Annotated in this window: 14 protein-coding genes and 1 pseudogene; 13 read left to right on the forward strand and 2 right to left on the reverse strand. The window is 43.0% G+C overall.

What is annotated here, in order from left to right; all coding sequences use genetic code 11:
• Window positions 1-322: 322 nt before the first annotated feature.
• Both Q0Z70_RS03210 and Q0Z70_RS03215 read left to right on the forward strand, forming a co-directional pair.
• Window positions 323-536 (forward strand): annotated as a pseudogene (locus tag Q0Z70_RS03210) (hypothetical protein); the annotation flags it as partial.
• Between the two features lie 118 nt (window positions 537-654).
• Window positions 655-2460 carry a sugar-binding domain-containing protein gene (locus tag Q0Z70_RS03215; RefSeq protein WP_298072596.1) on the forward strand — a complete coding sequence of 602 codons (1806 nt, stop codon included), beginning with the start codon at window positions 655-657 and terminating at the stop codon, window positions 2458-2460.
• A gap of 141 nt (window positions 2461-2601) precedes the next feature.
• Here the strand turns inward: Q0Z70_RS03215 and Q0Z70_RS03220 are convergent, their stop codons facing one another.
• The gene (locus tag Q0Z70_RS03220; protein WP_298072598.1) at window positions 2602-3123 is read right to left on the reverse strand and encodes a GNAT family N-acetyltransferase; all 522 of its coding nucleotides are present in this window, start codon (window positions 3121-3123) and stop codon (window positions 2602-2604) included.
• A 489-nt stretch (window positions 3124-3612) separates the two neighbouring features.
• Between Q0Z70_RS03220 and Q0Z70_RS03225 the strand changes: the two genes are divergently transcribed.
• The 11 genes from Q0Z70_RS03225 to Q0Z70_RS03275 all read left to right on the forward strand — a co-directional run bounded on the left by Q0Z70_RS03225 (window position 3613) and on the right by Q0Z70_RS03275 (window position 14511).
• Window positions 3613-4158: a flavodoxin family protein gene (locus Q0Z70_RS03225; RefSeq protein ID WP_298072601.1), complete on the forward strand. Its 546-nt coding sequence runs from the start codon at window positions 3613-3615 to the stop codon at window positions 4156-4158.
• A gap of 90 nt (window positions 4159-4248) precedes the next feature.
• Window positions 4249-4836 carry a flavodoxin gene (locus tag Q0Z70_RS03230; protein ID WP_298072603.1) on the forward strand — a complete coding sequence of 196 codons (588 nt, stop codon included), beginning with the start codon at window positions 4249-4251 and terminating at the stop codon, window positions 4834-4836.
• Window positions 4837-4840: 4 nt separating this feature from the next.
• Window positions 4841-5674 (forward strand): helix-turn-helix domain-containing protein, encoded by an 834-nt coding sequence (locus Q0Z70_RS03235; RefSeq protein WP_298072605.1) that lies wholly within the window; start codon window positions 4841-4843, stop codon window positions 5672-5674.
• 292 nt (window positions 5675-5966) lie between these two features.
• Window positions 5967-7250, forward strand: a complete 1284-nt coding sequence (locus Q0Z70_RS03240; RefSeq protein WP_004308773.1) for a site-specific integrase — start codon at window positions 5967-5969, stop codon at window positions 7248-7250.
• A gap of 63 nt (window positions 7251-7313) precedes the next feature.
• Window positions 7314-8609 carry a PDDEXK nuclease domain-containing protein gene (locus Q0Z70_RS03245; RefSeq protein ID WP_032582750.1) on the forward strand — a complete coding sequence of 432 codons (1296 nt, stop codon included), beginning with the start codon at window positions 7314-7316 and terminating at the stop codon, window positions 8607-8609.
• Window positions 8610-8617: 8 nt separating this feature from the next.
• Window positions 8618-9661, forward strand: a complete 1044-nt coding sequence (locus Q0Z70_RS03250) for a hypothetical protein (RefSeq protein WP_298072609.1) — start codon at window positions 8618-8620, stop codon at window positions 9659-9661.
• A gap of 224 nt (window positions 9662-9885) precedes the next feature.
• Window positions 9886-10194 carry a DUF3853 family protein gene (locus tag Q0Z70_RS03255; RefSeq protein ID WP_004308776.1) on the forward strand — a complete coding sequence of 103 codons (309 nt, stop codon included), beginning with the start codon at window positions 9886-9888 and terminating at the stop codon, window positions 10192-10194.
• Window positions 10195-10208: 14 nt separating this feature from the next.
• Window positions 10209-11285, forward strand: coding sequence for an AAA family ATPase (locus Q0Z70_RS03260; protein WP_008766855.1), 1077 nt, complete (start codon window positions 10209-10211; stop codon window positions 11283-11285).
• Window positions 11286-11497: 212 nt separating this feature from the next.
• Complete coding sequence (locus Q0Z70_RS03265; RefSeq protein WP_025077123.1) at window positions 11498-12454, forward strand: toprim domain-containing protein; 957 nt, start codon at window positions 11498-11500, stop codon at window positions 12452-12454.
• 211 nt (window positions 12455-12665) lie between these two features.
• A complete protein-coding gene (locus Q0Z70_RS03270) occupies window positions 12666-14069 on the forward strand; it encodes a hypothetical protein (RefSeq protein WP_004308779.1) in 1404 nt (467 codons plus the stop codon).
• An 88-nt stretch (window positions 14070-14157) separates the two neighbouring features.
• The gene (locus tag Q0Z70_RS03275) at window positions 14158-14511 is read left to right on the forward strand and encodes an ester cyclase (RefSeq protein WP_004308780.1); all 354 of its coding nucleotides are present in this window, start codon (window positions 14158-14160) and stop codon (window positions 14509-14511) included.
• Between the two features lie 447 nt (window positions 14512-14958).
• Here Q0Z70_RS03275 and lnu(AN2) read toward each other — a convergent pair whose 3' ends face one another.
• Window positions 14959-15471, reverse strand: a complete 513-nt coding sequence (gene lnu(AN2), locus Q0Z70_RS03280) for a lincosamide nucleotidyltransferase Lnu(AN2) (protein ID WP_009038171.1) — start codon at window positions 15469-15471, stop codon at window positions 14959-14961.
• Between the last annotated feature and the right edge of the window lie 9 nt (window positions 15472-15480).

Here is a 15480-nt window from a genome sequence, read left to right on the forward strand (position 1 = left end):
CATGAAACGTCATCAACGCATCGCACCTCTGTTCTCTGACGATTTTTGGGTGACACGTTGACGAAGTCAGGAAAAAGTGATAATAAACAGGCTTTGGGGAAGATTGACCGCTTTTTATCGTGTTTCATGGTGAAATAGTTGTCCCCAAAAGTTTGATAGTAATAACTAACTAATTGAAAGAGAATTGTTAATCTTTTCTTCAACGAGGATGAATATTAATGGCCGTTAATTAGCAAGCATGAAACTAAAATTTGTATCGGTCCTATTATTATCGGGCTGTTTCTTTATGGTTGGTTGTGGCGACAGACAATTCATGTTGGTTTATATGCGCCCCAACCATAATATCGCCTTATAAATCACTAACAGCAGCTGCAGAAATGAGAGCTGACATTACTATCCCAATGCACTACGGAATGTTTGATTTATCGGATAAACCTCTGCACGATCCTTCTACCGTGTTTGCTGCAGAAGCAAGAAAAAAGGGGAATATACGGGTAAAAATTCCGGCTTTGGGAGAAGTGGTAAGAATCGAATGACACAAAGAATAAAAAGAGTTATAAAATAGAATAGACAGCAACAAAATATGTAAAGCAAACAAACTTGTTCACTGAGATGTGAACAGCAATATAGCTTAATCTTTAATAAACAAAAACCATGAAAAAAATCATTGTAGCGGCTTTAGCAGCCTTAATGAATGTATGGAATGCGTCTTCGGAAGATATTCCACGCCCGGAATACCCCAGACCACAGTTCGAACGTTCCGAATGGATAAATCTGAATGGAACATGGACGTATGAGTTCGACTTTGGGAACTCTGGTAAAGACAGAAACCTGCAAAAAGCAGAGAAGTTTGCAAATAACATTGTAGTGCCTTTCTGCCCGGAAAGCAAACTGTCTGGAGTAGCCCACACAGACTTTATCAATCAGATGTGGTATCAGCGTTCTTTATCTATTCCTTCGGAATGGGAAGGCAAAAAGATTTTACTGAACTTCGGGGCAGTGGATTATTGTGCCGAAATCTTTATTGACGGTAACTTTATAGCACGCCATTTCGGAGGCAGATCTTCTTTCTCTATTGATCTGACCCGCTATGCAAAACCGGGGAATATACACAATCTGGTAGTTTTCGTCAAAGACGATCTCCGTTCAGGGAAACAGACAGGTGGAAAACAATGTCCCAACTTCTACTCGGGTGGATGTTCATATACACGTGTGACAGGTATCTGGCGAACTGTATGGATGGAGGCAGTATCTCCCAATGGGCTGAAAAGCATATTTGCACGCCCTGACATTGACCAAAACCAACTGGTAGTGATGCCGGAATTCTATAAAGAATCAAATGAAGGAACACTGGAAGTCACCGTATTGGACGGTAAGAAAACAGTGGCAAAGAAAGAGGTCAGCAGTTGCAACGGATCTGTCATCGTACTGCCAATGAAAAATATGAAATTGTGGACGCCGGAAACTCCGAATCTGTACGATGTAATCTATCGTGTAAAGGACTCAGAAGGGAATGTGATAGATGAAGTGAAATCCTATGTAGGAATGCGTAAAGTACATATCGCCAACGGAATCTTCTACCTTAACAACGAACCATATTACCAGCGTCTGGTACTGGATCAGGGATATTATCCAGACGGAATCTGGACTGCACCAAGCGATGAAGCGTTGAAAAACGATATTGTGTTAGGAAAAGAAGCCGGTTTCAATGGTGCACGTCTGCATCAGAAAGTATTCGATGAGAGATATTACTATTGGGCAGACAAATTGGGATATATCACTTGGGGAGAATCGGCAAGCTGGGGATTGGATGTAAATGATGAACTGGCTGCACGCAACTTCATTGGAGAATGGTCTGAAATAGTGCTACGCGACCGCAATCATCCCTCATTAGTGACGTGGACTCCTTTCAACGAGACATGGAGCGGCGGAGCCTATGCTTATATCCGTCTGGTGGCCGATGTATATCACATGACAAAAGGATTCGATCCTACCCGACCGATAAACGATGCCAGTGGAGATAGTCACGTAATCACCGACATCTGGAGTGTACACAACTACGAACAAGACGGTAAGAAACTGGCCGAGCAACTGAAGTTTGAGGAAGGGAAAGAGCCCTACCGTAACAGCCGTAACAAAACACACCTTGCCGTATATGAAGGACAGCCTTACATATTGGACGAATTTGGAGGGATAGGCTGGATGGCAGAGAAAGACCGCAAAGACTCCTGGGGATACGGTAGAATGCTCGCAAATGAAGAAGATTTCTACAAACGGTTGGAAGGACAGATTGATGCATTGTTGGCCTCTCCTCATGTATGGGGATTCTGCTATACACAGCTGACTGATGTGGAGCAAGAAAAGAATGGTGTATATTACTACAATCGTACTCCTAAACTCGACATGAAACGTATTAAAGCTATCTTTGAAAAGATCCCCAGTCGCTGGGACGGCAAATAGCGATACTGTCCAAAATTTTGTGTAAATGGAAACAGGATTCAGTTGTAAGTTTCTTCTTATATCTGGATTCTGTTTTCAAAAATATGCATGAATCGGTTCATAATTAAGCTCCGGTTATGAATAGGCGGAGTCCATTTCTTCTCAATTTCCATAAGTGAGAGATACACAGTCTTTCATCTTCTGGTATGCCAACCGTTCTTCGCCGTTCATCAGGTAGATGATGCCGCAGTAACGGAAACCGTGTTTTTGCAGGATGTGTTGCAGGATGAGGTTGTCGCGATGAGTGTCTGCCCGCAGGTTCTGTATCCGGGTGTAGCACCACTCTATACAGGCGGCGGCTACACCGTGACTGTCTTCCGTACTGGCCAGTCTGTGGATGGTAGCATAGGGACGTTCGTCGTCCAACCATTGTCCTTCGTAGATGCGGGCATAGGTAGGATCTTTGCCAGGGATGAAGGTAAAGGTGCCGATGATATTTCCCTTTTCGTCCAGACAGACACAACTGTGACCGGCTTCAATATCTTTCTTGATCAAATCTCGGTCGGGATAGTTCCCGGTCCATTGTTTTAGGTTACCGTTTTTCCGCATGATGCGTTTACCCTGTTCAAAGATGTCCATCAGGAGGTCTATATCTTCTATTTGAGTCTTTCGGATCTGTATCATAAATAAACAATCAACGTTTTGTTTGTCCATGATAGCCGTCAGAACGGCGATTTCATGGCGTATGATTTTATGAAGAGAAAAGGATGCAAATCTTGTAATCAGACTTACATTCTTTCAGCGGGAAGGCAGGTTTTTGAACCTATAGTACTAGTCGCCTATGCTACAATATCTTATATTTCAAGAAATCAAATAGGCAACGAAACAATAGCGGTTTCCAGTCTGTTGGCATGTCCACTTTGACCGCTGTTTGTCTGCCTAACTCTTGGGTTCAAAGATATGCCTTTCTTTTGAAATACGCAAATCATTGAAAATAAATCTTCTGTGGTTAGTGCAAGGGGGGGGGCAAGTATATCTATATATAATCTACATTATTGCTTCACAACTCAACATTCATTTGGCAAAATTGGTTACAAACATTGAGCCGTAAAACGACACTATAAATTGTTATCAGTTATAACTTTGCAAGCAGAAAATTGCATAACTGATAATATGAAAGTATTGGTATTGACAGGAAGTCCTCGTAAGCGCGGGAACTCCAATTATTTGGCGGAACAATTTGTGAAAGGTGCGATGGAAGCTGGACATGATGTATTTGTATTCGATTGTGCTCATCACAAGGTAGGTGGCTGCATGGCTTGCAACCATTGCTTCAAACACGGCGATTGTGTGCAAAAAGATGATTTCGAACAGGTCGTTCCACACTTGCTGGAAGCGGATGTAGTGGTATTCATCACCCCGATTTACTACTTTGCAGCCTCTGCCCAACTGAAAGCCGTTATCGACCGTTTCTATGGCCCGTTCAATGGCAAAAATGCCGACCCGGCAAAGATTTACGGCAAGAAAGCGGTGTTGATTACCACGATGGGACAAAGCACGACAGAAGTGGCAGAACCGACTATCGGTATGTACTGTCAAATCCTATCATTTCACCGATGGGAGGATGCAGGAGAACTGCACGCCGCCGGCTTTGTTGTGACTGACACAGCTTCGCCCTATCCGCAGCTGGCATACGAATTGGGTAAAAACTTAAAATAGAAGAAACCGGAAGATGAAGACAAGAAAATTGCGAGAACTGGAGTTATCAGGAATTGGGCACTGCACCGAGAAATGCAGAAAATATAAATTATGAACAAACTTATTATTCTGATTATGGTACTATTCGGTATGATTTCTTGCAGCAATAAGCAAGAAGGCAAGATAGAAATAAAAAAGAAGAATATATTGGTTGCCTACTATTCTTGGGGTGGAAATACAAAAGCTGTAGGCGACTATATAGCACAAAAGCTGGGTGCGGATGTACATCAAATTCAAGCCGTCAAACCTTATCCTACCGACTATGACTCTTGTGTAGCGGTAGTAGGCAAACAGGGAAAGGCATACGAACCTGAACTGAATCCTACATTGTTAGACATTACCGACTATGATATTATCTTCGTGGGAACACCGTGCTGGTGGGGCAATATATCCAATCCGTTGCGCAGCTTCCTGCACCAGCATTCTTTCAAGGGAAAGACGGTTATCCCATTCATGACCAACGGTACGAGTGGCAAGAAATTGCAAGACGTAAAGAAACTCTGCCCTGATGCCAATGTACTTGATGGATTTTCCATTTACAACCGCTATCAGGTGGACACAAAAACCAACACCCCAGACAATATGGGCAATTGGAAGGAAGAAGTAGATAATTGGTTGAATAAAATAGCAACACGCTGAAACTATGGCAAATCCTATCCTCTATCGTTATTCCGATGTCGTATTTGGCTTCCTTGCACCCTACGACACGCTCTATGAACACAAGATACCCGTACACGTCGTGACCTATGTCGTGTCGGGCGAAATCATTGTGGAGGATGGTGAAACAACTACTCGTGTGCAGGCTGGCGAGAGTGTCTTTGTCAAACGAAATCAACGTGTAAAACTTACGAAGCGGACTATAGGCAATGAGCCATACGCTGCCATTTCCGTGCGCCTCGAACGTTCGTTCCTGAAACATTATTTCAGCAATATGGACAAATCCGTTTTGCCCGAACGCCCGAAACGACTGCATTGTGCAGCTATTCGGTTGGAACAGTCGCCGGAGTTCGATGCTATGTTCCAAACGCTGATGCCTTTTATCAAAGATACTTCAATAAAACCCGATGAAGTCTTCCTTATCGGCAAGATGCGTGAGACTATCGAGATTTTACTCCATATGAATGAACGGTTTTATCCTACGCTTTTCGACTTCAACGAGCCGTGGAAAATTGACCTGATGGAGTTCATGGAGGAGAATTATATGCTGCATCTTACGCTCGGTGAGTTCGCAAGTTATTCTGGGAGAAGCCTTGCTACGTTCAAGCGCGACTTTTCCAAGGTAAACGATATAACACCACAACGCTGGCTTACTTCAAAGAGATTAGAAAAGGCATATTATCTTTTGAAAAAAGGAGGTAAAACTGTATCGGACGTTTGTCTTGAAGTTGGATTTATTAACCGTACCCACTTTATTGCTGCTTTTAAGAAACAATATGGTATATCGCCACAAGGAATGCTTACGCGTGGTTTAGTATAAAAGGGAAGAAGTGGGTAATGCCATTGCACAAAGCGGCATGGTCCGTAATGAAATCTTAGCGTATGATTTTATGAAGAGAAAAAGGATGCAAATCTTGTAATCAGACTTACATCCTTTTCTGCGGAAAGAGAGGCTCTCGAACTTATACTTTCACAGAATATCATAAAACTGCAAACGACTGATAATCAAGTGTAAATTACAATATAGAGTAAAAGTAAATGTTTCTAAATGTCTTTTGCTATCTCAATAATTGGGTGTATATTTGGGTGTAGAATTTCAAACGCACCCAATTATGAATATCAAGCGCAACATCATTTTTGCATTGGAGAGCCGGAAAAAGAACGGTGTGCCAATCGTAGAGAACGTACCCATCCGTATGCGTGTCATCTTTGCCAGCCAACGCATCGAGTTTACAACGGGCTACCGGATTGACGTAGCCAAATGGGATGCAGATAAGCAGCGGGTAAAGAACGGATGTACCAACAAGCTAAAGCAAAGTGCAGCCGAAATCAATACGGACTTGCTGAAATACTATGCCGAAATCCAGAATATTTTCAAGGAATTTGAGGTGCAGGAGGTCATGCCAACGACCCAACAGTTGAAGGAAGCTTTCAACATGAGAATGAAAGACACCAGCGAAGAACAGCCGGAAGAAGCCCCTGTCAGCTTTTGGGAGGTGTTCGATGAGTTTGTAAAAGAGTGCGGTAACCAGAATAACTGGACGGCATCCACCTATGAAAAATTTGCAGCAGTGAGGAACCACCTCAAAGAGTTCAAGGAGGATGCAACGTTCAACTATTTCAACGAGTTTGGATTGAACGAATACGTCAACTTCCTGCGTGACACCAAGGATATGAGAAACAGCACCATCGGCAAGCAAATGGGATTCCTCAAATGGTTCCTGCGCTGGAGCTTCAAGAAAGGACATCATCAGAACATTGCATACGATACGTTCAAACCGAAACTGAAAACCACCTCGAAAAAAGTAATCTTCCTGACTTGGGATGAACTGAACAAGCTGAAAGACTACCAGATACCCAAGGATAAGCAATACCTGGAACGTGTGCGTGATGTTTTCCTGTTCTGCTGCTTTACGAGTTTGCGGTATTCGGATGTTCGCAATCTGAAAAGAAGCGATGTGAAGTCCGACCACATCGAAATAACCACAGTCAAGACTGCCGACAGCCTGACGATTGAACTGAACAAATACAGCAAAGCCATACTGGACAAATACAAGGACATCCATTTCGAGAATTACATGGCTCTGCCCGTCATCAGCAACCAGAAGATGAACGATTACCTGAAAGAGCTGGGCGAACTGGCAGAAATCAACGAGCCTGTACGGGAAACCTACTACAAGGGAAATGAACGTATTGATGAAGTCACACCCAAATACGCTTTGCTCAGTACCCATGCAGGAAGAAGGACATTCATCTGCAATGCGCTGGCTCTCGGAATCCCGGCACAGGTGGTCATGAAATGGACGGGACACAGCGACTACAAAGCTATGAAACCCTACATTGACATAGCGGATGATATTAAGGCAAATGCCATGAACAAGTTTAATCAACTATAAAAGTATCAAACAGTTTCATAGATAGTTACCAATGACTATATTTGTAGAAATTATCATCACAATATGAGCAACAAGGAATCCAACATAGAGAAAACGAATTTTGATGCATTCATACAAGCGGTCGGTTCGGAAATAGAACAGGCACAAGTAAGGCTGATTGTTGCAGCCAATGCACAAATGCTGTTCCATTACTGGAAGATAGGCAATTACATCCTTTATCACCAGCAGCTGCACGGATGGGGAAGCAAAATCATCAAGCAGTTGGCAAAGGCTATCCGACTGCATTACCCTGAAAAGAAAGGCTATTCGGAACGTAACCTTACCTATATGTGCCAGTTTGCAAAAGCATATCCTTTAAGAGCGTTGCAAAGTTTCATAGAAACAGATGCAAGCCTGTCTGTCCCAACCATACAGAGTGTGACCAATGAAGTATTAAAACTGAATGACAAGCAATTTACGCAGGAACTTACTGCGCAAATGCAATCGATTGATTGTCAATCATTAGCAATTACGCAGGAAGTTCCTGCGCAATTTGAAGATGTGGGAAAAACCGTGTCTGCCATTTACAGGATGGGAATCAGGGAAATAGAAGAAGTTTTCTTGACCTCTCCTATAGCCAAAATAAACTGGACAAGCCAAATGACTATACTTGACAGTTCGCTACCTTTAGGTCTAAGCTACTGGTACATGAAGCAGTCTGTGGAAATGGGATGGAGCAGCAATGTATTGAAAATGCAAATTGACAGTGATTTGTATAGCCGACAAATCAGCAACAACAAGGTAAACAATTTCACGACCACACTTCCGGCTCCACAAAGCGACCTTGCCAATTACCTACTCAAAGACCCGTACATCTTTGATTTGGCAGGAGCCAAAGAAAAAGCAGACGAAAGGGATATTGAAGAACAGCTGGTGAAACACGTTACCCGCTACCTGTTGGAAATGGGCAACGGTTTTGCCTTCGTTGCCCGGCAGAAGCACTTCCAAGTCGGAAACAGCGATTTCTTTGCCGACCTGATTCTATATTCCATTCCGTTGCACGCATATATCGTGGTAGAATTAAAGGCTACCCCATTCAAACCGGAGTATGCAGGACAACTGAACTTCTACATCAATGTGGTGGATGATAAACTGAGGGGAGAGAATGACAACAAGACTATCGGGTTGTTGCTATGCAAGGGAAAAGACGAAGTTGTGGCACAATACGCATTGACAGGCTATGACCAGCCCATCGGCATCAGCGATTACCAATTGAGCAAAGCGATTCCCGAGAAACTGAAATCAGCGTTGCCCAGCGTGGAAGAAGTGGAAGAAGAACTGGCCTCTTTCCTTGACAAAGACAATAACACTCAAAAATAGTTGCGTCCATGAAAGATGTAATTACAACGCTGATTCCCCGATACGGAGAATTGAACAGAATATATAAAGACTGGTTTGATAATAAAGGTTTCTCTTTTGAAAAGCAGAAATTCATTACCAAGTTCTATCTGGACTACAATGATGTAACGGTTCTTGAAACAGCCATTCTTGAACTGGTGTTTCATCTTCCACAGGAGCAATACACACTGATTCTGAATAGCCTGAAAAAGGAAGTATGCGAAAACATAAGTTATTACAAGAAAGGATGTATGCCGGATGAACAGACCGTTTACAATATCTGCTTCCGAGTTTCAGAAATCTATAAAGAAGCCATAGAAGAACAGCAATACAAGACGACCAAGCTCCATGCTCCGCTAAACGAAGCATACCACCGATACGATTCCATAGGTTATCGGGAACACACTGCAGAGGATGAAAAGCGTGCGGAAATGGAATATGAACGGTGCAAAGATGAATACGAGGAGAAAAAATACAAGCTGACCGAACTCTACGATCTGCAAAAACAGACCAGAGAGAAAGCCCTGCAATATGCAAAAAGCCGTTTCAATGAAATCTATCGGCTGGGCTGCCACCTCAAAGAGACATTGGCGAAATATGTATTTGATGAAACAAACGAGCCGGAAGAGCCAGCCGAACAAGAACCAAATGCCCCCAACATACAGGAAGAAGTGCTGGGAACGAAACAGACTGAGTATTTCAATATGGAACTGCTTTCGCTCATTCATGTAACCTGCGTGGGAGAACAGTTCGAGAATATTTCCGAACATGATTTCTATACCTGCATGAACCTGCTACCAAGCGACACCAAACCCCAAATCAGACCGAGAGAAAAAATACGTACCTGCTATCTGATATTCCTGATGAGCGAAAAACTGCCCAAACAGGACAGGGAGAATTGGAAGAGGAATATCCTGAAAATATTGGATATTGAGGAAAGCTACTACAAGTCAAAGTACAAAGAGCCTGTTTCCGATTTCCCCAGTGACAGCAACCGGAAATTTGCCAAAGAAATGGATGGTATATTCCGATAATCTGTGATATGCCCTGACATTTTACGAAACAACCACTTTTACCACTCAAATTAAATTTTTGAGTGGTATTTTTATTATCTGATATTCAGATAAATAACAAGATATTCCATTTATATCAACCACATCCTTACCACTTACAACCCTACCTAATTTTGCATCGTTCGAGAACAGAGATAACAGCCAGTGCGCAGGGCTGATTGTTAAACGACTAAATAGATTGAACGATGAAAAATCTTCAAGAATTATTATCAAAACCCGTCTGGCAGATGACAGGTGAAGAGTTCATATTCCTAAGTAAGCACGCTTCCCGTCAAACGGAAACGCAGCCACAGCCCATTACAGACACAGAAAGAAAATATGTGTACGGAATACTGGGCATAGCCAAACTGTTCGGGTGCAGCCTACCCACCGCCAACCGTATCAAGAAAAGCGGAAAGATTGACAAGGCAATCACTCAGATAGGACGTAAGATTATCGTGGATGTTGAGCTTGCCCTTGAACTGGCTGGAAAGAAAACAGGAGGACGGAAATAACGGGAGGCATGGCTATGGACTATATGAAAGAGACTAAGGAAATATCGGCTGAAGAAGCCATAATCCTTTGGCAAGCCTCACGTTTGAGCCTGTCGAAAAGTTATGAGAAAGCACCTGAAATCCTTAAAGTACATGATTCTGTCATTGGGACATTGGGTAATTTCAGCGCATCCATCGGCAAAGCCAAAAGTAAAAAAACGTTCAATGTATCGGCTATCGTAGCCGCTGCATTGAAGAACGGCACAGTGCTGCGGTATGTGGCTGAACTGCCTGAAGATAAGCGGAAAGTGCTTTATGTTGATACAGAGCAAAGCCCTTACCATTGTCTGAAAGTCATGACGCGCATTTTGCGAATGGCTGGTTTGCCAGATGATAGGGACAATGAGAATCTTGAATTTCTTGCCTTAAGAAAATACACGCCTGAGCAGCGTATCAGGATTGTGGAACAGGCTATTTACAATACACCCGAAATCGGTCTTGTAATTATAGACGGCATACGGGATATGGTGTATGACATCAACAGCCCCAGTGAATCAACACGCATCATATCCAAGCTGATGCAGTGGACGGACGACAGGCAGATACATATCCATACGATACTGCATCAGAACAAAGGGGATGAGAACGCAAGAGGGCACATTGGTACGGAGTTGAACAACAAGGCGGAAACCGTATTGCAGGTAGAAAAGGACAAGGGCAACGGTGACATCAGCCATGTTTCAGCCATTCACATCCGGGCAATGGACTTTGAGCCTTTCGCATTCCGTATCAACGACAAAGCCCTTCCCGAACTCATTGAGGGATACAAACCTGAAACAAAGAAGCCGGGAAGACCCGAAGAAGAGAAGTTCGACCCTTACAGGCATATCACCGAGCAGCAGCACCGTATCGCATTGGAAGCCGTTTTCGGGCTGAAAGAGGAATACGGCTACAAGGAACTGGAAGATGCCTTAATCAAGACCTATATGTCAGTGGGTGTAAAGCTGAACCATAAAAAGGCGGTATCGCTCATCACCATGCTCCGCAACAAACGGATGATAGTGCAGGAGACAGGCAGAAAATACACATTCATGCCTGACTTCCACTATTAGCCCATTTCCCTGCAATCACTTCACTTTATTCTCGGGGTGTATATATTAGGAATATAGTGAAGTGCTTGGGGAATGGGACTAAATCACTTCACTTTATTACCGTATCCTATATATACGAGAATTTAGTGAAGTGATTATAGACCGTACTTCCTAAAAAGGTACGGGCAAAAAGAAAAATAAACCAATTCACCAACTACTAAAACAATCATTTTATGGATATACAGACAGCCAAGCAAATCAGAATAGCGGATTATCTGCATAGTTTAGGATATTCTCCCGTCAAGCAACAAGGTGTCAATCTGTGGTATAAATCACCGTTAAGGGAAGAAGCCGAAGCCTCGTTCAAGGTAAATACCGAACGTGAACAATGGTATGACTTCGGTTTGGGTAAAGGTGGTGGTATCATAGAACTGGCTGCACACCTGTACGCTACCGACCATGTACCTTACATCTTGAAACGGATAGCAGAGCAGACACCGCACGTGCGCCCGGTATCTTTCTCTTTTGGAAAGCAAAACTCTTCCGAGCCGAGCTTCCAACAGTTGGAGATTGTTCCGCTGTCATCTACTGCCCTGCTTGCCTACTTACAAGGTAGAGGAATTAACATAAAACTGGCGAAAAGAGAATGTAGTGAAGCACGTTTCACTCACAACGGCAAGCGGTACTTTGCCATCGCCTTTCCCAATGGTTCGTGTGGATATGAAATCCGCAACCGCTATTTCAAGGGCTGCATCGCCCCAAAGGAAATCTCCCACATCAGGCAGTCGGGAAAAGCGAGGAATACCTGTTATGTGTTCGAGGGATTTATGGACTACCTCTCCTTTTTGACATTGAGACAAGAGAGCTGCCCAAATTATCCGGAATTGGACGGGCAGGACTACATTGTATTGAACTCCGTATCGAATGTAAACAAGGCTCTCTATCCGTTGGGCAATTACGAACGCATCCACTGCTTTTTCGACAACGACCATGCAGGACTGGAAGCACTCCGGCAAATCCGCATGGAATACGGCAGAGAGCGGTACCTCCGGGACGCTTCGCAGATTTACAGAGGATGCAAGGACTTGAACGAATACTTACAGAAACAGATTGAAAGAAAAAGGCAGCTCCAGTCCGCCAAAGGGGTGCGCAGCCAATCACCGGAAAAGAAGAACGGCTTCCAGTTATAGCCCACTATAACTACACGCTTCGCTTTCGTAGTTGTGGGCTCTCCCGAGGGGATTAGGGCTTTGCCCTAATGACCCACTCAGGGCGTTTCACCCCTGAGAACCCCGAGCAAAGAGTGACCCTCTCTTTGCAATCTCCGCTTATGGGTTACCCCTAAGAACCCCTCTGCGAAAGCGAGCAAAGTAAATCAATTGTAAACAAAGGAAAGAAGCTATGGCAACAAAATCAAGCATACATATCAAGCCTTGCAACATCGCATCGAGCGAGGCACACAACCGAAGGACTGCCGAGTATATGCGTAATATCGGGGAGTCCAGAATCTATGTCGTTCCCGAACTTTCCACCGATAACGAACAGTGGATAAATCCCGACTTCGGCACTCCCGAACTGCGAACTCATTATGACAATATCAAGCAAATGGTCAAGGAAAAGACCGGACGTGCCATGCAGGAAAAGGAAAGGGAACGCAAGGGAAAGAATGGAAAGATTATCAAGGTGGCGGGATGCTCACCCATCCGTGAAGGAGTATTGCTTATCAGACCGGACACCACACTGGCTGATGTACGCAAATTCGGTGAAGAGTGCCAAAGACGCTGGGGCATCACTCCGCTACAGATTTTCCTGCATAAAGACGAAGGGCATTGGCTGAACGGTCAGCCGGAAGCAGAAGACAAGGAGAGCTTCCAAGTCGGTAACAGATGGTTCAAACCAAATTATCATGCTCATGTCGTATTCGACTGGATGAACCATGAAACTGGAAAGAGCCGAAAGCTCAATGACGAGGATATGGCAACCATGCAGACCCTTGCTTCCGATATTCTCCTGATGGAACGTGGACAGGCAAAAGCTGTCACAGGTAAAGAGCATCTGGAACGAAATGATTTCATCATTGAGAAGCAGAAAGCCGAACTGCAACGTATAGAGGAAACCAAGCGACACAAGGAACAACAAGTAAGCCTTGCCGAACAGGAACTCAAACAGGTAAAAGCAGAGATACGCACGGACAAACTAAAGAAAACAGCCACCAATGCTGCTACCGCCATAGCAAGCGGTGTAGGTTCTCTTTTCGGAAGCGGTAAGCTGAAAGAACTGGAACATCACATCGAGCAGCTACATCAGGAAATTACCAAACGGGACAAAGCTACTGATGAATTAAAAATTCAGATACAACAAATACAGGAACAGCATAGCAGACAAATTCGTAATCTTCAAAGAATACATAATCAAGAACTTGAAGCCAAAGACAAGGAAATATCACGATTGAGCACCTTGCTTGAAAAAGCCCACAAATGGTTTCCCATGTTCAAAGAGATGTTGAGAATGGAAAAATTATGCGCTGTTATCGGGTTTACCAAAGACATGATAGAAAACCTCTTGACAAAGAAAGAATCCATACAATGTAGTGGCAAAATTTATTCCGAAGAACACAGGTGGAAATTTGACATCAAGAATGATATTTTTAGGGTTGAGAAACATCCGATGGATAGTGGTAAGCTTATGCTGACCATAAACCGACAACCCATAGTACAATGGTTTAAGGAACAATGGGAAAAGTTACAGCAGAATCTACGTAACTCGGTGCAGAGAGAGCAAAAATCCAGAGGATTTAGAATATAGAATAGCCTATTATTAATAAAATCAAGTATCTATGCATCCAAACAGATTGTTTTTATTACAGAATCAAAATCCTAAGAATTTATAAAAAATGAAGCCTAAAGAAGTTTTGGAAAAATGGATAGATTGCTTTAACAAAGCAGATGCTTATCATATAGCAGAGCTGTATGCTACTAATGCAGTAAATCATCAAGTCGCAAACGAACCAATAATAGGTAAAGAATCAATCTACAAAATGTTTGTGAATGAATTTGCCACTGCTAAAATGGTTTGTATGGTGGAAAATATTTTTGAAGATGGCGAATGGGCTATCATGGAATGGAAAGACTCTCTTGGACTTCGTGGATGCGGATTTTTTCATGTAAAAGATAACAAAATCGTCTTTCAAAGAGGGTATTGGGATAAACTTTCATTCTTGAAGCAACACAATCTTCCAATTGAATAAGTACTATCAGAATACGGACTGGGAAATTGAAATACCCAGTCCGAGTTATATAATGAATTTTACTTGTTAAACTATTTAAAGTCAGTTGGATAACAAACCATACCTTTCACATTCTCAGTAGCTCCAGGTATTAATTCAGCCACCATGCAATATTCATGAGAGACTTCGAAAGGAAATTCAATTCCTAAATCGATAGCCTTGCGATAGCCAAATCGAGGATAATACTCTTTATGCCCCAATACGACTGCTGTGCCGTAACCCAAAAGTGCTGCCCTCTGATGGGCTTACTGAATCAACATCCCCCCCCCAATTCCCTTACGCTGGAATTCCGGCAAGACTGCCAATGGAGCTACACTCAGGGATGTGACAGACTGGGTGTCACTGTCTATCTTTACTTCTGTAAGTAAGATATACCAGACAATTTGTTTTTCTGTCATTTTCTTGTTCTTATCTAATTGTTAGGCTCATTGTTGTTATACATTGTTTAATTATAGATAAATCGTGAATATCCTTCTCTCTTAAATCGTAGCCCGAATGGAATACTTGTTGCCCTTTTGCAGAAATGCAAGGGATGCTTCTGCCTTCAAAGACTGCTGTTCCAAAATAGTCCGGTTGAAATTCATACCAGCCTCCATCCAAGTCGGCTTGTTTGGAAGTGCCGTCCGCATTCAAGACAAAAGGATGGATATCAATATAGCCTAATTCTTTGCTATACAGTTCCATACGGGTGGGCAACCAATTTGTTTCAATTTGATATCCTCTCTCCTGCAAAAGATCAAGGAGTTGGTCTGTATAATTGGCATCAAAATCAATGTCAATATCTCTATGCAAGCGGGTTTGCTGTCCGTACAAGACATCCACTCCCCAGCCTCCATCCAACCAAAACTGCATGTCCAGGCTTTCCAACAAGTCCAAAACTTGAAATAACTCTGTAATCGTAGTGTGTTCTTTCTTTGTCATATAATAATT

It is taken from the genome of uncultured Bacteroides sp., assembly GCF_947632445.1.
Taxonomy (GTDB): Bacteria; Bacteroidota; Bacteroidia; order Bacteroidales; family Bacteroidaceae; genus Bacteroides.

Excerpts from the sequence above, each read along its gene's own strand:
- Q0Z70_RS03275 (WP_004308780.1), top strand. The coding sequence starts at position 14,158 with ATGAAGCCTAAAGAAGTTTTGGAAAAATGGATAGATTGCTTTAACAAA.
- Q0Z70_RS03225 (WP_298072601.1), top strand. The coding sequence starts at position 3,613 with ATGAAAGTATTGGTATTGACAGGAAGTCCTCGTAAGCGCGGGAACTCC.
- Q0Z70_RS03265 (WP_025077123.1), top strand. The coding sequence starts at position 11,498 with ATGGATATACAGACAGCCAAGCAAATCAGAATAGCGGATTATCTGCAT.
- Q0Z70_RS03215 (WP_298072596.1), top strand. The coding sequence starts at position 655 with ATGAAAAAAATCATTGTAGCGGCTTTAGCAGCCTTAATGAATGTATGG.
- Q0Z70_RS03260 (WP_008766855.1), top strand. The coding sequence starts at position 10,209 with ATGGACTATATGAAAGAGACTAAGGAAATATCGGCTGAAGAAGCCATA.
- Q0Z70_RS03220 (WP_298072598.1), bottom strand. The coding sequence starts at position 3,123 with ATGATACAGATCCGAAAGACTCAAATAGAAGATATAGACCTCCTGATG.
- Q0Z70_RS03240 (WP_004308773.1), top strand. The coding sequence starts at position 5,967 with ATGAATATCAAGCGCAACATCATTTTTGCATTGGAGAGCCGGAAAAAG.
- Q0Z70_RS03230 (WP_298072603.1), top strand. The coding sequence starts at position 4,249 with ATGAACAAACTTATTATTCTGATTATGGTACTATTCGGTATGATTTCT.
- Q0Z70_RS03245 (WP_032582750.1), top strand. The coding sequence starts at position 7,314 with ATGAGCAACAAGGAATCCAACATAGAGAAAACGAATTTTGATGCATTC.
- Q0Z70_RS03270 (WP_004308779.1), top strand. The coding sequence starts at position 12,666 with ATGGCAACAAAATCAAGCATACATATCAAGCCTTGCAACATCGCATCG.
- Q0Z70_RS03235 (WP_298072605.1), top strand. The coding sequence starts at position 4,841 with ATGGCAAATCCTATCCTCTATCGTTATTCCGATGTCGTATTTGGCTTC.
- Q0Z70_RS03250 (WP_298072609.1), top strand. The coding sequence starts at position 8,618 with ATGAAAGATGTAATTACAACGCTGATTCCCCGATACGGAGAATTGAAC.
- Q0Z70_RS03255 (WP_004308776.1), top strand. The coding sequence starts at position 9,886 with ATGAAAAATCTTCAAGAATTATTATCAAAACCCGTCTGGCAGATGACA.